Origin of the sequence: Hydrogenophaga sp. (genome assembly GCF_051858985.1) — a bacterium.
GTDB lineage: Bacteria > Pseudomonadota > Gammaproteobacteria > Burkholderiales > Burkholderiaceae_C > Hydrogenophaga.
The window spans coordinates 419,959-438,313 of the sequence record NZ_JBHYGM010000001.1; the positions used below are offsets into that span (position 1 = coordinate 419,959).

General features: G+C 65.9%; 19 protein-coding genes. 11 read left to right on the forward strand and 8 right to left on the reverse strand.

Translation table 11 applies throughout. The features are described 5' to 3' along the window. Window positions 1-17: 17 nt before the first annotated feature. Together ACTIEY_RS02050 and folC are read right to left on the reverse strand one after the other, a co-directional pair. Window positions 18-752 carry an SPOR domain-containing protein gene (locus ACTIEY_RS02050; protein WP_439517434.1) on the reverse strand — a complete coding sequence of 245 codons (735 nt, stop codon included), beginning with the start codon at window positions 750-752 and terminating at the stop codon, window positions 18-20. A 76-nt stretch (window positions 753-828) separates the two neighbouring features. After that, a complete protein-coding gene (folC, locus tag ACTIEY_RS02055) occupies window positions 829-2,196 on the reverse strand; it encodes a bifunctional tetrahydrofolate synthase/dihydrofolate synthase (RefSeq protein WP_439517435.1) in 1,368 nt (455 codons plus the stop codon). 34 nt (window positions 2,197-2,230) lie between these two features. On the opposite strand from folC, the gene ACTIEY_RS02060 reads away from it, so the two are divergent. The 3 genes from ACTIEY_RS02060 to argG all read left to right on the forward strand — a co-directional run bounded on the left by ACTIEY_RS02060 (window position 2,231) and on the right by argG (window position 4,298). Beyond that, window positions 2,231-2,578, forward strand: a complete 348-nt coding sequence (locus ACTIEY_RS02060; RefSeq protein WP_439517436.1) for an ArsC family reductase — start codon at window positions 2,231-2,233, stop codon at window positions 2,576-2,578. 64 nt (window positions 2,579-2,642) lie between these two features. Then, window positions 2,643-2,960: a pyrimidine/purine nucleoside phosphorylase gene (locus tag ACTIEY_RS02065; RefSeq protein WP_439517437.1), complete on the forward strand. Its 318-nt coding sequence runs from the start codon at window positions 2,643-2,645 to the stop codon at window positions 2,958-2,960. Between the two features lie 6 nt (window positions 2,961-2,966). Next, window positions 2,967-4,298, forward strand: coding sequence for an argininosuccinate synthase (argG, locus tag ACTIEY_RS02070; RefSeq protein ID WP_439517438.1), 1,332 nt, complete (start codon window positions 2,967-2,969; stop codon window positions 4,296-4,298). A 203-nt stretch (window positions 4,299-4,501) separates the two neighbouring features. Here the strand turns inward: argG and murB are convergent, their stop codons facing one another. Continuing rightward, on the reverse strand, window positions 4,502-5,554 hold the full coding sequence (murB, locus tag ACTIEY_RS02075) for a UDP-N-acetylmuramate dehydrogenase (RefSeq protein WP_439517439.1): 1,053 nt from the start codon (window positions 5,552-5,554) through the stop codon (window positions 4,502-4,504). Window positions 5,555-5,612: 58 nt separating this feature from the next. Between murB and ACTIEY_RS02080 the strand changes: the two genes are divergently transcribed. The 3 genes from ACTIEY_RS02080 to ACTIEY_RS02090 are packed head-to-tail and all read left to right on the forward strand — an operon-like array spanning window position 5,613 to window position 7,674. Further along, a complete protein-coding gene (locus ACTIEY_RS02080) occupies window positions 5,613-6,515 on the forward strand; it encodes a hypothetical protein (protein WP_439517440.1) in 903 nt (300 codons plus the stop codon). Between the two features lie 14 nt (window positions 6,516-6,529). Further along, the gene (locus tag ACTIEY_RS02085; protein WP_439517441.1) at window positions 6,530-7,021 is read left to right on the forward strand and encodes a YajQ family cyclic di-GMP-binding protein; all 492 of its coding nucleotides are present in this window, start codon (window positions 6,530-6,532) and stop codon (window positions 7,019-7,021) included. Then, window positions 7,021-7,674 (forward strand): retropepsin-like aspartic protease family protein, encoded by a 654-nt coding sequence (locus tag ACTIEY_RS02090; RefSeq protein ID WP_439517442.1) that lies wholly within the window; start codon window positions 7,021-7,023, stop codon window positions 7,672-7,674. The genes ACTIEY_RS02085 and ACTIEY_RS02090 overlap by 1 nt, the downstream gene beginning before the upstream one ends. Here ACTIEY_RS02090 and ACTIEY_RS02095 read toward each other — a convergent pair whose 3' ends face one another. The 4 genes from ACTIEY_RS02095 to ACTIEY_RS02110 are packed head-to-tail and all read right to left on the reverse strand — an operon-like array spanning window position 7,675 to window position 10,278. Further along, complete coding sequence (locus ACTIEY_RS02095; RefSeq protein ID WP_439517443.1) at window positions 7,675-8,043, reverse strand: RidA family protein; 369 nt, start codon at window positions 8,041-8,043, stop codon at window positions 7,675-7,677. Next, window positions 8,040-8,669: a glycerol-3-phosphate 1-O-acyltransferase PlsY gene (plsY, locus tag ACTIEY_RS02100; protein ID WP_439517444.1), complete on the reverse strand. Its 630-nt coding sequence runs from the start codon at window positions 8,667-8,669 to the stop codon at window positions 8,040-8,042. The genes ACTIEY_RS02095 and plsY overlap by 4 nt, the downstream gene beginning before the upstream one ends. A 56-nt stretch (window positions 8,670-8,725) precedes the next feature. Further along, window positions 8,726-9,217: an aminoacyl-tRNA deacylase gene (locus tag ACTIEY_RS02105; RefSeq protein ID WP_439517445.1), complete on the reverse strand. Its 492-nt coding sequence runs from the start codon at window positions 9,215-9,217 to the stop codon at window positions 8,726-8,728. Window positions 9,218-9,225: 8 nt separating this feature from the next. Then, entirely contained in the window at window positions 9,226-10,278 is a 1,053-nt protein-coding gene (locus tag ACTIEY_RS02110) for an aldo/keto reductase (protein ID WP_439517446.1), read from the reverse strand. 139 nt (window positions 10,279-10,417) lie between these two features. Here ACTIEY_RS02110 and ACTIEY_RS02115 point away from each other — a divergent pair, with 139 nt between their 5' ends. Further along, window positions 10,418-11,101, forward strand: coding sequence for an OmpA family protein (locus tag ACTIEY_RS02115; RefSeq protein ID WP_439517447.1), 684 nt, complete (start codon window positions 10,418-10,420; stop codon window positions 11,099-11,101). Window positions 11,102-11,163: 62 nt separating this feature from the next. Here the strand turns inward: ACTIEY_RS02115 and ACTIEY_RS02120 are convergent, their stop codons facing one another. Next, window positions 11,164-12,912: an acyl-CoA synthetase gene (locus tag ACTIEY_RS02120; protein ID WP_439517448.1), complete on the reverse strand. Its 1,749-nt coding sequence runs from the start codon at window positions 12,910-12,912 to the stop codon at window positions 11,164-11,166. Between the two features lie 35 nt (window positions 12,913-12,947). Between ACTIEY_RS02120 and ACTIEY_RS02125 the strand changes: the two genes are divergently transcribed. From ACTIEY_RS02125 to pepN, 4 genes are all read left to right on the forward strand, one after another. Beyond that, a complete protein-coding gene (locus ACTIEY_RS02125) occupies window positions 12,948-13,868 on the forward strand; it encodes an alpha/beta fold hydrolase (protein ID WP_439517449.1) in 921 nt (306 codons plus the stop codon). Window positions 13,869-13,940: 72 nt separating this feature from the next. Then, entirely contained in the window at window positions 13,941-14,477 is a 537-nt protein-coding gene (locus ACTIEY_RS02130) for a hypothetical protein (RefSeq protein ID WP_439517450.1), read from the forward strand. Window positions 14,478-14,543: 66 nt separating this feature from the next. Further along, a protein-coding gene (gene prfB / locus ACTIEY_RS02135) for a peptide chain release factor 2 (RefSeq protein WP_439517451.1) occupies window positions 14,544-15,648 on the forward strand; the annotation gives its coding sequence in 2 pieces (ribosomal slippage) (window positions 14,544-14,624 and window positions 14,626-15,648; 1,104 coding nt in all). Window positions 15,649-15,651: 3 nt separating this feature from the next. Next, window positions 15,652-18,348: an aminopeptidase N gene (pepN, locus tag ACTIEY_RS02140; protein ID WP_439517452.1), complete on the forward strand. Its 2,697-nt coding sequence runs from the start codon at window positions 15,652-15,654 to the stop codon at window positions 18,346-18,348. Window positions 18,349-18,355: the final 7 nt, after the last annotated feature.

Sequence of the window (18,355 nt, forward strand, 5' to 3'; positions counted from 1 at the left end):
CGTGCGCCCCGCGTCGCTCACAGCGTGAGAACGCTGGCACTCACGCCCAGCGCCTTCACGCGAGCGGCCACCTTCTCGGCTTCGGCGCGGCTCTCATACGGGCCCAGGCGCACGCGGATGCGGCGACCATCGGCCGTCTGGGCCACCTGGGTGTAGGTCTTGAGTCCCGATGCCTCCAGCTTCTGTCGCACGGCACGCGCGCCGGCTTCCTCGGCAAAGGCCCCCACCTGCACCACCAGGCGCTCGGAAGCCGCCGCTGCCGGCGCGGGGGCTGCAGCGGCTGGCGGGGTTGGCTTGCCTTCGAGCAGAGCGCGCGCGCGCTCGGCATCGGCAGGCGGCTTTGCCGGTGCCGGTGCCGGGGCGGGCGGAGCAGCCGGCGCGGGTGCGGGGATCGGGGTCGCAGCGGGCCTGGCCTCCACGACTTCTTCTTTGGCGCTCAGCGTCTCGCGTGCGTTGACGCTCTCGGCAGGCGCACGGGGCGCCGGCGCCGAAGCAGCCGGCGGCATCGCGCCGGCCGCCACGGGCGGCTTGGGAGCCGCGGCCGGCAGCGCGCGGGCGGGAATCTCGATGGGAATATCCACCGGAATCGGGCGCGGCTGGGTGTCGAAGAGCAACGGGAAACCCACCACGCCCAGCAGCACCAGCACGCTCGCACCAATCAGGCGGTGGCGGGCGCGCCGGCGCACGGCCTCGATGCTCTGGGGTGGCGGTGTCGAGGGGTTGCCCTGGGAACCTGAACGGGATTTGAACATTCGGGGTGGGACCGTGGCGCCATGGAAGGCCTGGCGGGGGGCGCGGCAGGGAGAGCGCTCGGCGCGTGGGAGGCGGCTAGGCGGAGAGGTGTTTCGCCGACATTCGGGGCACACCGTCCTGCAAAACGCCACCCACGGTGTAGAACGATCCGAAGACGACGATTCTATCAGCGGGGTCTGCGGCAGACACCGCCGCGCGCAGGGCATCCATGGGGCTGGCGTGGCGCCCCGCGACCCGGCTTTTGCCGCCGGGCGCGGTGGCCGGATGGGCATCCAGCATCTCGGCCAGCGCATGGGCGGTGCTGGCGCGCGGCAACGGCAGGTCGGTCACGTGCCAGTGGTCGATGAGCGGCGCGATGCGTTCCAGCATGGCTGGCAGGTCCTTGTCGGCCATGGCCCCGAACACGGCATGCGTGCCGGGGTAGAAACCCATGGCGTCCAGGTTCTCGGCCAGGGCGGCCACAGAATGCGGGTTGTGCGCCACATCCAGCACCAAGGTGGGGGTGCCGGGCACGATCTGGAAGCGCCCCGGCAGCTCCACCAGGGCCAGACCATTGCGCACCGCCTGCGCCGTCACCGGGAGTCGCGCGCGCAGCGCTTCCACCGCCGCCAGCACGCCCGACGCGTTCACCAATTGGTTGGCGCCGCGCAAGGCGGGGTAGGCCAGGCCGGCGTAGCGCCGCCCACCTTGGGACGGGTGCATGGCCCACCCCCACTGCTGCTGGTCGCCGGCGAAATGGAAGTCCTTCCCCAGCCGCCACAGGTTTGCACCGATCTCCACCGCGCGGTCGAGCACGCTTTGCGGCGGCACCGGATCGCTCACCACCACGGCGCGGCCGGTGCGCATGATGCCGGCCTTCTCGAAGCCGATGGCCTCGCGGTCGTTGCCCAGCAGGGCCATGTGGTCCAGCGCGATGCTGGTGATGACGGCGCAGTCGGCATCGATGATGTTCACGGCGTCCAGCCGCCCACCCAGCCCGACTTCCAGAATGGCCACATCGAGCCCGGCGCGCGACAGGGTGCGCAGGATGGCCAGGGTGGTGAACTCGAAGTAGCTCAGGCTGATCTCGCCCGTGCCATCGTCGCCGGGTTGCCCCTTGCGCGCCACCTCCACTTCGGCCAGGGCGGGCAGCAGTTCGGCCTGCTCCACCGGCGACCCTGCGATTCGGCACCGCTCCTCGAAGTGCACCAGGTGCGGAGAGGTGTAGACCCCGGTGCGGTAGCCCGACTGGGTGTAGATCGCCTCGAGCATGGCGCAGGTGCTGCCCTTGCCGTTGGTGCCGGCCACCGTGATCACCGGGCAGTCCAGCGTCAGGCCCATGCGCCTGGCCACTCGCTGGACACGGTCCAGCCCCATGTCGATGGTGACCGGGTGCAGGCGTTCAGCGTGGGCCAGCCAGTCGGCCAGGGTGGTGGGGTGGTCGGGAACGGGGATGTCGAGCATGGGCGGGATTGTCCCATCGCGGACAATGGCGCACATGATCACCGTATATGGCATTCCCAACTGCGACACCGTCAAGAAGGCTCGCGCCTGGCTCACCGGACACGGCGTCGAGCACCAGTTCCACGACTTCAAGAAACAGGGCGTGCCCGAAGCCGCGCTCGACCGCTGGCTGGCCGCGCGCGGCTGGGAGACCGTCATCAACCGCAAGGGCAACACCTGGCGCCAGCTGGACGAACCCAGCCGCGCGGCCGTCACCGACGCCCGCAGCGCGCGGGCGGTGGCTCTGGCCAACCCGAGCGTGATCAAGCGTCCGGTGGTTCAGTGGGCCGATGGAGAAATCACCATCGGCTTCGACGCATCCGCCTGGCAGCAGCGGATCTGACCGGGCGGGCCCGCCGTCTGGCGGACCTAAAATCGCGGTTTCGCCTTTTTCCTTTCACTCCCTCATGACCACCACCCAATTCGACGGCGTGACCGTCAACACCCAGGCCAGCGTGTACTTCGACGGCAAGTGCGTGAGCCACGGCATCACCTTCGCCGATGGCACGAAGAAATCCGTGGGTGTGGTGCTGCCCGCCACCCTCACCTTCAAGACCGGTGCGCCCGAGGTCATGGAATGCGTGGCCGGCGGCTGCGAATACAAGCTCTCGGGCAGCGATGCCTGGGTCAAGTCCGGCCCAGGCGAAAAATTCGGCGTGCCCGGCAACAGCAGCTTTGACATCCGCGTGACCGAGCCCTACCACTACATCTGCCACTTCGGCTGACCCCTCATGGCCACCATCCTCCAGAACCTTCCCACGAAACAGAAAGTCGGCATCGCCTTCTCCGGCGGCCTGGACACATCGGCCGCGTTGCTGTGGATGAAGCAGAAGGGCGCGATTCCCTACGCCTACACCGCCAACCTGGGCCAGCCCGACGAGCCGGACTACGACGAGATTCCGCGCAAGGCCATGGCGTACGGTGCCGAAAAGGCCCGCCTGGTCGACTGCCGCAACCAGCTTGCCCACGAAGGCATTGCCGCGCTGCAGTGCGGTGCGTTTCACATCAGCACCGCCGGCGTGACCTACTTCAACACCACGCCGCTGGGCCGCGCTGTCACTGGCACCATGCTGGTGGCCGCGATGAAGGAGGACGATGTCCACATCTGGGGCGACGGCTCGACCTTCAAGGGCAACGACATCGAGCGCTTCTACCGTTACGGCCTGTTGACCAACCCGAGCCTGAAGATCTACAAGCCCTGGCTGGACCAGTTGTTCATCGACGAACTCGGTGGGCGCGCGGAGATGAGTGCGTTCATGACGGCCAATGGCTTCGGCTACAAGATGAGCGCCGAGAAGGCCTACAGCACCGACAGCAACATGCTGGGCGCGACCCACGAGGCCAAGGACCTGGAGAACCTCAACAGCGGCATCCGCATCGTGAACCCCATCATGGGCGTGCCGTTCTGGCGTGAGGACTGCGCGGTGAAGGCCGAGGAAGTGACCGTGCGCTTCGAAGAAGGCCAGCCGGTCGCGTTGAACGGTCTGACTTTCGACAACCCCGTGGACCTGATCCTCAAGGCCAACGAGATCGGCGGGCGTCACGGCTTGGGCATGAGCGACCAGATCGAGAACCGCATCATCGAAGCCAAGAGCCGCGGCATCTACGAGGCACCTGGGCTGGCGCTGCTGTTCATCGCTTACGAACGGCTGGTGACGGGCATCCACAACGAGGACACCATCGAGCAGTACCGCATCAACGGCCTGCGCCTGGGCCGTCTGCTGTACCAGGGCCGCTGGTTCGACCCGCAATCCATCATGCTGCGTGAAACGGCGCAGCGCTGGGTGGCGCGTGCCGTGACGGGTGAGGTGACGGTGGAACTCCGCCGTGGGAACGACTATTCGATCCTGAACACCGAGAGCCCGAACCTGACCTACGCGCCGGAGCGCCTGAGCATGGAGAAAGTGGAAGACGCACCCTTCTCACCGCTGGACCGCATCGGTCAGCTCACCATGCGCAACCTGGACATCACCGACACGCGGGCCAAGCTGGGCATCTATGCCAAGTCGGGTCTGCTTTCGTTGGGTGAGGGGTCGCAGATGTTGAAGCTCGAGGGCGAGTAACAGCCTTCTCGCTGAAGCCTTCGCAGGCTCGAAGAGCCCTGGCGCTCTGCTCCGCGAATGTCCCCCGGTCGGCTTCGCCGCCCTCCTCCTTAATTTCGCTGCGCAGAGCGCCAGGGCTCTTCGATCTGAAGCGATGTTGGAGCTCCAACATGGGTCCGCCAGGGTGCAGGCAGCGGGCCAGAAGAAAAAGCAGGCCTGAAGAATCAAACCACCACAGGCTCGGGCTCCAGCAAGATGCCGAAGCGCTCGTAGACACTGGTCTGGATGGCCTTGGCCAAAGTCATCACTTCACCACCCGTGGCACCTCCACGGTTCACCAGCACCAGCGCCTGCTTCTCGTACACCCCCGCGTTCCCCACACCCCGGCCCTTCCAGCCGCAGGCGTCAATCAGCCAGCCAGCAGCCAGCTTGATGCTGCCATCCGCCATGGGGTAATGGACCACCTTCGGATCGCGCGCAATGATGTCGGCGCACTGCTCCACGCTGACCGTCGGGTTCTTGAAGAAACTGCCCGCGTTGCCGATCACCGCCGGGTCCGGCAGCTTGGCGCGGCGGATCGCGCAGATCCAGTCGAAGATCTGCTGCGCATCCGGATGCTGGATGCCGGTCTCGGCGATCTTGCGTTCGAGGTCGGCATAACCCAGGACCGGCTTCCACGGCTGGGGCAGCCAGAAGCGCACGCGCGTGATGAGCGCCCGTCCTGCCAGACCCAGGCCCTTCGCACCCGCCGGCACATGCTTGAACACCGAATCGCGGTAGCCGAAACCGCACTGCGCGGCATCCAGCGTGAACGCGCGCCCGGTCTGCAGATCGATGGCATCCAGCGAATGGAAACGGTCCTGCAGCTCCACGCCATAGGCGCCGATGTTCTGCACAGGAGAGGCGCCCACGCTGCCGGGGATCAGCGCCAGATTTTCCAGGCCGGGCCAACCCTGCTCCAGCGTCCAGCGCACCACCTCGTGCCAGTTCTCACCAGCACCGGCCTCCACCACGCGACCCCGCGCGGTTTCTTCCACCAGGCGGCGACCACCGATTTCCACCTTGATCACCAGCGGCTTGATGTCGCCCGTGATCACCAGATTGCTGCCGCCGCCGAGCACGAAAGGTGGTGCTTCGCGCGTGAGCGCCGCCCACTGGTCACTGGCCATCAAGGCCGTCACGTCGGCCTCGTTCGTCACCCGGGCCAGATGCAGCGCGCGCGCCACGATGCCGAAGCTGTTGTGGGCCTGTAGAGGAACCTGGTTCTCGACTATCATCCGTCGATTGTCTCACCCGCCTCTGCCCGGACCGGGCTTGCAGCACGTTCGTCAGCCCATGAATCCAGCCCCTTCGACGCCCGCCAGTTCGCCCACATGGCAATGCGTGCTGGTGTGCTGGGGCACGAAGTACCCGGTCACGCTGATCAACCACCTGATCGAACGCATCGCCGCCCACAGCCGCCGCGTGCCGCGTTTTGTCCTGATCTGCGACGAACCCAAGGCCGGCCTGCTCCCTTTCGTTCAGACCAGCCTGTTTCCGCCCTTCTACATGCAGAAGCCCTTCAAGTCGGTGGGCTGCCAGGCCAAGCTGGCCATGTTCGAAGACGGCGTGCTGCCACAGGACCTGCCGGCGGTCTACATCGACCTGGACACTGTGGTCATGGGCGACATGGGCGAGGCCGTGGGCTTCATGGACGACCAGGACACCGTGCTCATGCTGCAGAGCGCCATCATCCCGTTCGGGCCCATCGGCCGCGCCATCTGGCGCGCCACCAAGGGCCGCAAGTACGCGCGCGGCAACTCGTCGGTGGTGGTCTTTCACCCGGCGCGATGCACCTACATCGCGCGGCGGTTCCGGGAGCTCGAGCAGCAGCACCCCGATTTCGGCTTTCGGCCGATGGCCGCCGATGAACGCTTCATCAGCTGGGCAGCGCAGCCTCACATGAAACGCATACCGAAGTCGTTCGCGGTCAAGTTCCCCAACGAGTTCATGTTCCACCTGCCGGGCTGGCTGTATGTGAAGGCCCTCTTCCCCTGGGTGCGCGCCCGGCGCGAGAAGCTGGCGGCCATCACGCTCTGTGGGCTGGACATCAAACCCGAGAAACTGCTGGCGCTCAACGACGCCGAGGTGATCGCGGACAACAAGGACCGCAAGCTGGTCTGGAGCACGCGCGTGATGGGCTCGTCCAAACAGAAGATCATCGATTTCTACCGCGACATCATTCCCCTTTCCTCCTGAGCGAAGACACCACCATGCCCTCCTTTGACACCGTCCTTGAAGCCGATTTTGTGGAAGTGAAGAACGCGGTCGACCAGGTCTCGCGCGAGATCGGCACGCGCTTCGATTTCAAGGGCACCGGTGCGGCCATCGAACTCAAGGAGAAGGAAAAGGAAATCGTCCTGCACGGCGATGCCGAGTTCCAGCTCCAGCAGATCGACGACGTGCTGCGCGGCAAGCTCACCAAGCGCGGCGTGGACGCGCGCTTTCTTGACGTCGGCAAGGTCGAAAAAGTCGGCGGTGACAAGGTCAAGCAGGTGGTGAAGGTGAGGAACGGCGTGAGCACCGAGGACGGCAAGAAGATCCAGCAGGTGCTCAAGGGCAGCAAGCTCAAGGTGCAGGGTGCGATTCAGGGCGATGCCGTGCGGGTGACGGGCGGCAAGCGCGACGACCTCCAGGCCGCCATGGCACTGATCCGCAGCGAGTTGAAAGACCTGCCGCTTTCGTTCAACAACTTCAGGGATTGATGCGCGCCACCACCGCTGCGTTCCTGGCAGCGGCCTGCTGGTTGCTGGTTGCTGCGCCGGCGTTGGCCCAGCAGGTGGCGCTCTCTGGTCTTTCCAACGGCCGCGCGCTGCTGGTGATCGACGGTGCCAAACCCCGTTTTCTGCTGCCCGGCCAGAGCCACAACGGTGTTCGACTCCTGAGCGCGCTGGGCGATTCGGCGGTGATCGAGGTCAATGGCCAGCGCCAGACCTTGAGAGTGGGCGACGCCCCCGTGAGCCTGGGCAAGGCGGCCGAGCAGACCGGCGCCCAACGGATCGTGCTCACCGCCGATGCGCAAGGGCACTTCATGCCGCCCGGCCAGATCAACGGCCGCGAAGTGCAGTTCATGGTGGACACGGGCGCCACCCTGGTCATCCTGAGCGAATCCGATGCACGGCGGATCAATCTGGCTTACGACAAGGGGCGCAAAGTGAAGGTGAGCACCGCCAACGGGTCGGTCACGGGCTTCGAGGTGCGGCTGGCCACCGTCAAGGTGGGCGAAGCGCAGGTGTACGACGTGCCCGCCATCGTGCTGCCGCAGAGCATGCCCTTCGTCCTGCTGGGCAACAGCTTCCTCACGCGCTTCCAGATGCAGCGCAACAACGACCAGCTCACCCTGGAGAGGCGTTTCTGATCACACCTGCTTCTGAGCAGCGGTGACAACGATCTCGATGCGGTAGCCAGCCTGCGCCAGCGCCGCCTGCACCGTGGCGCGCGGCGGTGCGGTGCCCGGCACCACCCACGCGTCCCACACTTCGTTCATCACACCGATTTCAGCGATATCGGCCAGGAAGATCTGAGCGCGCAGGATGCGCGACTTGTCGCTACTGGCTTCCAGCAGGCGCTGCTGCACCTGCTCGAGCACGTCTTCGGTCTGGCCACGGATGTCGGTGTCGCCACGTTCGGGCACCATGCCCGCGAGGTACACCACGCCGTTGAACACGGCCGCCTCGCTGTAGCGAGCTGCAACGCCAATGCGGGTGATGTGGGTCGATGCGTTCATGTCTTCTTTGCTCCCAGCTTGCTTTCCTTGCCTGCCATCAGGCGGTTGATGTTTTCCTGGTGCCGCCAGACCAGCAGCATCCCCATCAACGTCAGCGCCATCACCTGGACGCCGGGCGCGTCCCACGCCACGCGGTGGCCGAGCAGGAAGTACGCGGGCGCAAAGACTGCCGTGACGATGGACGCCAGCGACGAGTATCGAAAGAAGAACGCGATGATGACCCAGGTGGCCAGTGCCGCCAGCCCCAGCCAGGGCTGGAAACCCACGATGACACCGGCCGCGGTGGCCACGCCCTTGCCACCGTGGAAACCGAAGAACACCGGATACAGATGGCCAAGGAAAGCGGCCAGGCCCACGAGTGCCACGGTGCCATCACCCAGCCCCCAGGCCTCGCCCCACCACTTCACGGCCACCACCGGCACCCAGCCCTTGAGCGCGTCCAGCAGCAGCGTGACGATGGCAGCGGCTTTGCTGCCGGAACGCAGCACGTTGGTGGCGCCAGGATTCTTGCTGCCATAAGTGCGCGGATCGGCCAGGCCCATCGTGCGACTCACCAGCACGGCAAAGGACAGCGAGCCGATCAGGTAGGCGGCCAGCGTGGCCAGCAGGGGGTAGATGGCTTCCAAAGGGATCTCCTCTTTCTTGTTCGTGCGCCGCGGTGCAGGGCCAGACGGCAGGCTGGCTATTCTGCCAGCGCGCACGTCACGGGCTTTGCGCCCAGGGGGCCATTGAGCACACCCGGATCGATGCCCACCAGGTAGCCACGTCGCCCCCCGTTGATCCAGATGCGCGGCAGTTCCAGCACGGTCGCCTCCACGTACACGGGCATGGCGCGTTTCAGGCCGAAGGGCGACGTGCCGCCCACCAGAAAGCCACTGTGCCGGTTGGCCACCTCCGGCTTGCAGGGCTCCACCGATTTGGCACCGATCTGTCGGGCGAGGTTCTTGGTGGACACGGTGCGGTTGCCGTGCATGAGCACCGCAAGCGGCTTGGTGTTTTCGTCCTGCATGATGAGCGTCTTCACCACCGAGAACGGGTCCAGACCGAGCACCTGAGCGCTGTGCTGTGCGCCGCCGTGCTCCAGGTACTCGTAGGGATGCTCCGTGTACGCGACACCATGCGACTTGAGCCAGGCCGTGGCGGGCGTTTCACTGACGTGCGATGACTTCGCCACGGCGGAACTCACTGCGCTGGATCGCGCTGCTCGAACCGGATGCCGTCGATCTCGGCGATCAGTTCCGGCGACAGCTTCGTGTCCCAGGCATCCAGGCATTCGTCAAGCTGCGCGAGTGTGGTGACTCCGATGATGGTGCTGGCCACGCGCCAGTTGGCGTAGCAGAACGCCAGCGCCAGTTGCGTGGGCGTGAGTCCCTTCGACCGCGCCAGCGCGTTGTAGCGGCGCGCAGCCGCCAGCGCCTCCGGGCGACCCCACCGTTGCTTGCGCATCGATTCGAACAGTGCGAGGCGCCCCGCCTCACCCACCAGGCCGGTGTCGTCGTACTTTCCGCTCAGCAGGCCAAAGCCCAGCGGCGAATACGCCAGCAGCGAGACATCCAGGCGATGACAGGTTTCGTCCAGCCCGTTCTCATAGCTGCGGTTGATCAGGCAGTACGGGTTCTGCACCGTGGCCACTCGCGGCAGGCCATGCTGCTCGGCCACGCGCACGAATTCGTGCACACCGTATGGCGACTCGTTCGACAGGCCGATCTCTCGCACCTTGCCGGCCCGCACCAGTTCGCCCATGGCCTCCAGCTGCTCGTGGATGGATGCGCAAGGCCGGTCCTTGGTCGGGTCGAACACCGTGGCGCCAAAGGCCGGCACGTTGCGGGCTGGCCAGTGGATCTGGTAGAGATCGATGGTCTCGGTCTGCAGCCGGCGCAGGCTGTTCTCGCAGGCCTGGATGATCTCCGCCTTCGTGAGCCCGGCCACTTCGCCACGCACCCATGGCATGCCGCGCGATGGGCCTGCCACCTTGGACGCCAGCACCACCTTCTGCCGCAGGCCCGGGTTGCGCGCAAACCAGTTGCCGAGGATGGTTTCGGTCGCCCCATAGGTTTCGGCACGCGCCGGCACCGAGTACATCTCGGCCGTGTCCAGGAAATTCAGGCCGCGCTCCAGCGCGCGGTCCATGATGCGGTGCGCCGTGGCCTCGTCGACCTGCTGGCCGAATGTCATGGTGCCCATGCAGATGGGCGAAACTTTCAGGCTGCTGGTGCCGAGTGAAATGGAGTTCATGAAAATCTTTGTAAAGTCGGACGGGTCCTACTGCGAATTTCAGAAGGAGGCGTATAAGTTTAGAGTGCCTCGGTCCAGAAGGCCGGCATCGTCAAGAATCTCGTTGAACCCCATCCAAAACGCAGTGGAGCAAAAAGCCATGAACACCATCACCACCCGAATCACGCGCGGCCTGACCGTCACCACCCTCGCTGCTGCCATGGCACTGGCCGGTTGCGCCAACATGAGCGAAACGCAATCCGACTCGGCCAAGGGTGCCGGCATCGGCGCGCTGGGCGGTGCCATTCTGGGCGGCCTGACGGGTGGTTCCAAGGGTGCCACGCAAGGTGCTGTGATCGGTGCCGGCGCCGGCGCATTGGGCGGGTACATCTGGTCCACGCGCATGCAGGAACAGAAGAAAGCCATGGAGCAAGCCACCCAGGGCACCGGCATCGGCGTGAGCCAGACCGCCGACAACCGCCTCAAGCTGGACGTGCCAGCCGACGCGGGCTTTGCCACGGGCCGCTCGGCCGTCAACCCCACGCTGGGACGCGTGCTCGGCCAGTTCGCCACCACGCTTCAGAGCAACCAGGCCACCACCGTGGCGATCATCGGCCACACCGACAACACCGGCAGCGACGCCGTCAACAATCCGCTGTCGTTCGACCGTGCCAACGCGACGCGCGACTATCTGGTGGCACGCGGCGTATCTCCGGCGCGCTTCGCCACCGATGGCCGCGGCTCCCGCGAACCCATCGCCGACAACAGCACCACGCAGGGCCGGGCCGCCAATCGCCGCGTGGAAATCTACGTGGCCGAGCCTGCGCAGACCGCCGCACGCTGATCGCGGATCCCGCATCCACAAAAAACCCGGCCAGGCCGGGTTTTTTGTTGGCTGCGATCCAGTCATCCTGTCGCACCACGCGCCCGGGCCTCTTCCTGCAACCGCAGGACCCGCCGCTGAACCTTGCCCGTGGTGGTCATCGGCAAGGCGGCAATGAACTCGATTTCCTTGGGGTATTCGTAGGGGGCCAACATGCCCTTCACGTGCGCCTGCAGGGCTTTCACCAGCGCCTCGTCTCCCACATGCCCGGCCGCCAGCACCACATAAGCCTTCACCAGGGCTCCGCGCTCGCTGTCCGGCTTCGGCACCACGGCCGCGTTGGCCACTGCAGGATGCTTGACCAGACAATTCTCGATCTCGCTCGGCCCGATGCGGTAACCCGCTGACTTGAACACATCGTCCGCACGCCCCTGGTACCAGAGGTAGCCCTCGGCGTCGCGCACGGCCAGGTCGCCCGTGCGGCACCAGCTGCTGGCGGGATCGCCCGTGTACTTGGCGCGTGTCGCGCCCTCGTTTTTCCAGTAACCAAGAAAAAAGGTCGGGTCCGGGTGCCCGTGGCGATCGAGCCGGTGCACGGCCACCTCGCCGGGCGTGCCCACCGCGCTCTCACGCCCCTCGTCGTCGATCACCGCCACGCGGTGGCCGGGGTAGCCCTTGCCCATGCTGCCCGGCCTGGCGGGGTACAGGCGCGAGCAGTTGCCCACGATGTAGTTGATCTCGGTCTGGCCAAACATCTCGTTCACGGTCACGCCCAGTTGATCCCGGCAGTAGGCGAACACGGCGTCGCCCACCGCCTCGCCTGCGCTCATGAGCGCCTGCAGCTTCAGACGGTACTTCGCGCGAACGTCAGGCACCGCTTTCATCATGGCCTTGAGCGCCGTCGGGAACAGGAAGCTGTGCGTGACGCCATGGCGCTGCATCAATTCGAACGCGGTGAGCGGGGCGAATCGCCCCTGCCACGCCACGATGGGACGGCCGAAATACAGCGTGGGCAAGAGCGCGTCCATCAGTCCACCGGTCCATGCCCAGTCGGCCGGCGACCAGAACACCGCCTGGGTGGACACCTTTTCGTTGAACGGATCGAAGCCGAACCAGTTCTGGCTGCACACGAATCCGGGCAGGTTGCCGATGAGCGCGCGGTGTGGAATGAGCGCGCCTTTGGGATTGCCGGTGGTGCCGCTGGTGTAGATGAGCACTGCGGCTTCTTCGGCCAGCGTGTTCACCGCGTCGAACTCCGCCGTCTCCTGAGCCAGCAGCGAAGTCCAGTCGAGGTCGGCGCGCATGCCTTCGGGCGTGCCGTCGCCATCGATGCCGATCACGCAACGCAGCAACGGGCAGTTCTCGCGCACGTCGAGCAGCGGAGCAAGCGAAGCGCCGTCGCAGATCGCCACCACCGCTTCGCTGTCGTGCAGACGGTATTCGAGCGCGTCGGGTCCGAACAGCTGCGACAGCGGCATGCCCACCGCACCCATCTGAAGCACCGCCATGTAGGCCACCGCGGTCTCGAAACGCTGCGGCAGCACGATGGCCACGCGGTCGCCGCGCTGCACCCCCAGAGCCGCCAGCGCCTGAGACAGGCGGTTCGCCTGGTCGAGCAGGTCCGCATAGCTGTGGCGCTGATCGGTGCGATCCGGCGCGCAGGCGATCACCGCGGTTTGCGGGGCGCTGGCAGAGCGTGCCGCCCAACGGCGCATGCACACGTCCGCGATATTGAAGTGCTCGGGCACCTCCCAGCCAAAGCCCTCGTGCAGGGCTTCGTACAGGTTCATCTGATCACTCGCCTTCTTGTCCCTGGCTTGACTCTGGCGCATGCGTTGTCTCCGGCCTGTTCTTTATGATCCATCGAATGTACCAAGCCCTGAAGCCCTCGCGCAGCGAGTTCCTCCCGATCCGCCAGCTCACCTGCCACCTTCGCAGCTGGGGCGAGCCCGACCCGGCCCAGGTACCGCTGGTGCTGGTGCACGGCTGGATGGACGTGTCGGCTTCCTGGCAGTTCGTGGTGGATGCCCTGGCCGAAGCGCGCTGGATCCTTGCGCCCGACTGGCGCGGCTTCGGCCTCACCAGGGCCGAAGGCCCATCGCCGGACAGCTACTGGTTTCCCGACTACCTGGCCGACCTGGACGCCCTGCTCGACGACGTCGTGGGCGACCGGCCCGTGGACCTGGTGGGCCACAGCATGGGCGGCAACGTGGCCATGATCTACGCCGGCGTGCGGCCGCAGCGCATCCACCGTCTGGTCAATCTCGAGGGTTTCGGCATGCCCGAAACACGACCTTCACAAGCCCCGGGTCGCTACGCGCAGTGGCTTGATGAGATCAAGGCCATGCGAAAGGGTGAGAACACGCTGAAAAGCTACAGCTCTGCCGATGGGGTGGCCCGGCGCCTGATGAAGACCAACCCCCGCCTGCCCCAAGACAAGGCAGACTGGCTCGCGCGGCAATGGGCCGCGCCCAATGCCAACGGCGAGTGGGAGATCCTCGGCGACGCCGCGCACAAGGTGGTGAGTGCGCAGCTGTTCCGCGTGGACGAAACGCTGGAGCTGTACCGGCGCATCAGTGCGCCGGTGTTGTCGGTCACGGCCAGCGACGACAGCCTGTCGCTCTGGTGGAAGGGGAGGTTCACTCTGGCGGAATTCCACCAGCGCATGGAAGCGGTGCCCAACCTGCGCAGCGCCGTGGTCAACGACGCGGGCCACATGATGCACCACGACCAGCCTGAAGAGCTGGCCCGTCTCATCGAGGATTTCCTGGGCGTTCAGGCACCCTGAGCGCGTGTACGGGTTGTTGCACGCGGCCGAGCTCCCATGCGTGGTCTGCATGCATACTTGGGCGCCATGCCCATGTCAATATCCCCCGCACCCGGCCCCTGTCTTTGCGCCGCTCTCCTGTGTGCCGCGCTGGCAGGTCCCGTTCACGCCGAAGGCCGGATTCAGGAGGCGTTGTGTCCGGGCCTGGGCCAGCTTTCCGGCACGGGTCAGAAATACCAGGTCTTCTTCTCTCCCTACACCCACCACTGGTCTTACGACGAAGAGCACAAGCAGGTCTACGCGCTCAGCGTGAGCCGTCTGCTCCCGAACGAGCGCGTCTGCGGCTTCAGCCTCTTCAACAACTCCTTTGGCCAGCCATCGGCCTACGCCTACATCGGCAAGACCTGGCCCGGGCTGCTGGCTAGCTACCCGGAGGTCTATGTGTCCGCCACCGCCGGCATCATCTATGGCTACGTGGGCAAGTACAAGAACAAGGTGCCGCTCAATGTGGGCGGCTTTGCGCCCGTCATCATCCCGGCCGTTGGCTACCGGCTCTCGCCCAGCGCCAGCGTGGAAGTGCAGCTGCTGGGCACCGCTGCCTTCATGGTGGGCGCCACCTGGCGCTTCTGATCAGGCAGCCGGCGGCGTGCCATGAGAAAATCGCGGTTTTGATTCACGCACCGCAGGAAGAGACCCATGGACGCCGAACGCAGCAACACCATCCGCAGCCAGCTCGAAGACTTGACCACCCGGGTGGTCGAGCTCCGGAGGTATCTTTGACTACGATGCCAAGGCATCGAAGCTGAAAGAAGTCGAGTCCGCCCTGGAGGATCCCACGGTCTGGAACGACCCCAAGCGTGCCCAGGACCTGGGCCGCGAAAAGAAGTCACTGGAAGATGTGGTGCTGGTGCTGGACCGGCTCACCAGCGAACTCTCCGACAACACCGAGCTGTTCGAGATGTCGAGCGAAGACGGCGACGACGCTGGCCTGATCACCATTGAAGGCGAAGCGGCCAAGCTGGCGGCCGAAGTGGAGAAGCTCGAGTTCCGCCGCATGTTCAACAACCCGGCGGACCCCTTGAACTGTTTCGTCGACATCCAGGCCGGCGCGGGTGGCACCGAAGCCTGCGACTGGGCCAGCATGCTGCTGCGCCAGTACCTGCGCTACGCGGAACGCAAGGGCTTCAAGACCACGCTGGAGGACGAGACCGAAGGCGACACGGCCGGCATCAAGAGCGCCACCATCAAGGTGGAAGGCGAGTACGCCTTCGGCCTGCTGCGAACCGAGACCGGTGTGCACCGCCTGGTGCGCAAGAGCCCGTTCGATTCGTCCGGCGGGCGCCATACCTCGTTTGCTTCGATCTTCGTGTATCCCGAGATCGACGACTCGATCGAGATCGACATCAACCCGGCCGATGTGCGCGTGGACACCTACCGCGCCAGCGGTGCCGGTGGCCAGCACATCAACAAGACCGACTCGGCCGTGCGCCTGACGCACTTGCCCACCGGCATCGTGGTGCAGTGCCAGGACGGCCGCAGCCAGCACAGCAACCGCGACGTGGCGTGGAAGCGCCTGCGCTCGCGCCTGTACGACCACGAGCTGCGCAAGCGCCAGGAAGAGCAGCAGAAACTGGAAGACACCAAGACCGATGTGGGCTGGGGTCACCAGATCCGCTCTTATGTGCTGGACAACAGCCGCATCAAGGACTTGCGCACCAACGTCGAGATCTCCGCCACGCAGAAGGTGCTGGACGGCGATCTCGATCCCTTCATTGAAGCGTCTCTCAAACAGGGGGTCTGACCCATGAGCTCATTGCGTGAAGGCCCCACCACCGTGGTTCGCCGAGAAGACTACGCCGCCCCGGCCTACTGGATCGAGACGGTGGACCTCTGCTTCGACCTGGATCCGGCCAAGACGCGAGTGCTCAACAAGATGCGACTGCGCCGCAACCCGGACGTGCCGGCCCAGGCGCTGCGGCTTGATGGGGAAGACCTGAACCTCGCGCGCGTGCTGGTCAATGGCGCGGGCTGCTCGTTCAAGATCGAAGGCGTGCAACTGGTGCTGGAGAGCCTGCCAGAAGGCGCCGAGCCTTTTGATCTGGAGATCTTCACCACCTGCTCACCCGAGAAGAACACGCAATTGATGGGCCTGTACGTCAGCCAGGGCACGTTCTTCACGCAGTGCGAGGCCGAGGGCTTCCGGCGCATCACCTACTTCCTGGACCGCCCGGACGTGATGGCCAGCTACACCGTGACGCTGCGCGCCGACAAGGCGAAGTATCCGGTGCTGCTCTCCAACGGCAACCTGGTGGAAGAAGGCGAGCTGGCCGAGGGCCGCCACTTCGCGAAGTGGGTCGACCCGCACAAGAAGCCGTGCTACCTGTTTGCCCTGGTGGCCGGCCAGCTGGTGGCGCGCGAGCAGCGCATCACCGCGCGCAACGGCAACCCGCACCTGCTGCAGGTGTATGTGCGTCCCGGCGACATGGACAAGACCGAACACGCCATGAACTCGCTGATTGCCAGCGTGGCCTGGGACGAAGCCCGCTTCGGCCTGCCGCTGGATCTGGAGCGTTTCATGATCGTGGCCACCGCCGACTTCAACATGGGAGCGATGGAGAACAAGGGCCTGAACATCTTCAACACGAAGTACGTTCTGGCCAACAGCGCCACGGCCACCGACACCGACTTTGCCAACATCGAATCGGTGGTGGGACACGAGTACTTCCACAACTGGACTGGCAACCGCGTGACGTGCCGCGACTGGTTCCAGCTCTCGTTGAAGGAAGGCCTCACCGTGTTCCGCGACCAGGAGTTCAGCATGGACCTGTGCGCCGAACCCTCGGCACGCGCGGTCAAGCGCATTGAAGATGTGCGCGTGCTGCGCACCGCGCAATTCCCGGAAGATGCCGGACCCATGGCCCACCCGGTGCGGCCCGACAGCTACGCCGAGATCAACAACTTCTACACCGTCACGGTCTACGAAAAAGGCGCCGAGGTGGTGCGCATGATGCAGACGCTGACCGGGCGCCAGGGCTTCGCGAAGGGCATGAAGCTCTACTTCGAACGCCACGACGGCCAGGCCGTGACCTGCGACGACTTCGCCCAGGCGATTGCCGATGCCAATCCGGAGTCGGACCTGAATCGCCTGCTGCCGCAGTTCAAGCGCTGGTACAGCCAGGCCGGCACGCCGCATGTGCTGGCCGAAGGCCACTTTGACGCAGCCGCGCGCACCTACACCCTGACCCTCAGCCAGAGCTGCGCGCCCACGCCTGGTCAGGTGACCAAGGAGCCTTTCGTCATCCCGGTGTCGCTCGGCCTGCTGGATGCACACGGCGCCGAACTGCCGCTGCAACTGGCCCACTGGACCCAGCCCGAGCCAGGCAGCCGCACCTTTGTGCTGACGCAAGCCAGCGAGAGCTTCACCTTCGTCAACCTGGAAAGCGAGCCGGTGCCTTCGTTGCTGCGCGGCTTCTCGGCGCCCGTGGTGCTGGACTGTCACTACACCGACGCCCAGCTCATGACGCTGCTGGCGCACGACACCGATCCCTTCAACCGCTGGGAAGCAGCGCAGCGCCTGGCCCTGCGCCGCGCGCTCAAGGCCATCCTGGCGGAAGGCCCGGTGAGCCACGAGCCACTGGACGGCGCCTTCCTGGGCGCCATGCGCGATGTGTTGCGCCACTCCTCGCTGGACGCGGCGTTCAAGGAACTGGTGCTCACCCTGCCCAGCGAGACCTACATTGCCGAGCAACTGGCCGAAGTGGACCCGCAGCGCGTGCACGCCGTGCGCGAAGCCATGCGCGCCCAACTGGCCACCGCGTTGCAGGACGACTGGGTGTGGGCTTTTGAAGCCCACAAGGACAACGGCTCCTACCGCCCCGACCCGCGCAGCACCGGCCGCCGCGCGCTCGCCGGCATGGCCCTCATCATGCTGTGCCTGGCCGCCCGTGACGACACCCGGCTCGACTGGCCCGAAAAAGCCTGGCACCACTTCCAGGTGGCCGGGAACATGACCGACCGCTTCAACGCCCTGAGCGCCCTGGTGACCAGTGGCCACGCGCTGGCTCGCCAGGCGCTGGACAACTTCCACACGCTGTTCCGCCATGAGGCCCTGGTCATCGACAAATGGTTCGCCCTGCAGGCCGGCGCCAGCGACCGCCAGGGCAACGTGTTGCCCGCGGTGCGCCAGCTCATGAGCCACCCCGACTTCAACCTGAAGAACCCGAACCGCGCCCGCAGCGTGATCTTCAGCTATTGCAGCGCCAACCCAGGCGCCTTCCACCGCGCCGACGCAGCGGGTTACCGTTTCTGGAGCGACCGCGTGGTCGAACTCGACGCCTTCAACCCCCAGGTGGCCGCGCGCCTGGCGCGCGCGCTGGACCGCTGGCGAAAGCTGGCCGAGCCCTACCGCAGCGCCGCGCGCGAAGCCATCGCCCGCGTGGCGGCCAAGCCCGAACTGAGCAACGACCTGCGCGAAGTGGTTACCCGCGCACTCGCCGACTGAACGAAAG

Bases quoted from the DNA above. Each gene is read 5' to 3' on its own strand.
- ACTIEY_RS02050 (WP_439517434.1), bottom strand. From the start codon at position 752: ATGTTCAAATCCCGTTCAGGTTCCCAGGGCAACCCCTCGACACCGCCA.
- folC (WP_439517435.1), bottom strand. From the start codon at position 2,196: ATGCTCGACATCCCCGTTCCCGACCACCCCACCACCCTGGCCGACTGG.
- ACTIEY_RS02060 (WP_439517436.1), top strand. From the start codon at position 2,231: ATGATCACCGTATATGGCATTCCCAACTGCGACACCGTCAAGAAGGCT.
- ACTIEY_RS02065 (WP_439517437.1), top strand. From the start codon at position 2,643: ATGACCACCACCCAATTCGACGGCGTGACCGTCAACACCCAGGCCAGC.
- argG (WP_439517438.1), top strand. From the start codon at position 2,967: ATGGCCACCATCCTCCAGAACCTTCCCACGAAACAGAAAGTCGGCATC.
- murB (WP_439517439.1), bottom strand. From the start codon at position 5,554: ATGATAGTCGAGAACCAGGTTCCTCTACAGGCCCACAACAGCTTCGGC.
- ACTIEY_RS02080 (WP_439517440.1), top strand. From the start codon at position 5,613: ATGAATCCAGCCCCTTCGACGCCCGCCAGTTCGCCCACATGGCAATGC.
- ACTIEY_RS02085 (WP_439517441.1), top strand. From the start codon at position 6,530: ATGCCCTCCTTTGACACCGTCCTTGAAGCCGATTTTGTGGAAGTGAAG.
- ACTIEY_RS02090 (WP_439517442.1), top strand. From the start codon at position 7,021: ATGCGCGCCACCACCGCTGCGTTCCTGGCAGCGGCCTGCTGGTTGCTG.
- ACTIEY_RS02095 (WP_439517443.1), bottom strand. From the start codon at position 8,043: ATGAACGCATCGACCCACATCACCCGCATTGGCGTTGCAGCTCGCTAC.
- ACTIEY_RS02110 (WP_439517446.1), bottom strand. From the start codon at position 10,278: ATGAACTCCATTTCACTCGGCACCAGCAGCCTGAAAGTTTCGCCCATC.
- ACTIEY_RS02115 (WP_439517447.1), top strand. From the start codon at position 10,418: ATGAACACCATCACCACCCGAATCACGCGCGGCCTGACCGTCACCACC.
- ACTIEY_RS02120 (WP_439517448.1), bottom strand. From the start codon at position 12,912: ATGCGCCAGAGTCAAGCCAGGGACAAGAAGGCGAGTGATCAGATGAAC.
- ACTIEY_RS02125 (WP_439517449.1), top strand. From the start codon at position 12,948: ATGTACCAAGCCCTGAAGCCCTCGCGCAGCGAGTTCCTCCCGATCCGC.
- ACTIEY_RS02130 (WP_439517450.1), top strand. From the start codon at position 13,941: ATGTCAATATCCCCCGCACCCGGCCCCTGTCTTTGCGCCGCTCTCCTG.
- pepN (WP_439517452.1), top strand. From the start codon at position 15,652: ATGAGCTCATTGCGTGAAGGCCCCACCACCGTGGTTCGCCGAGAAGAC.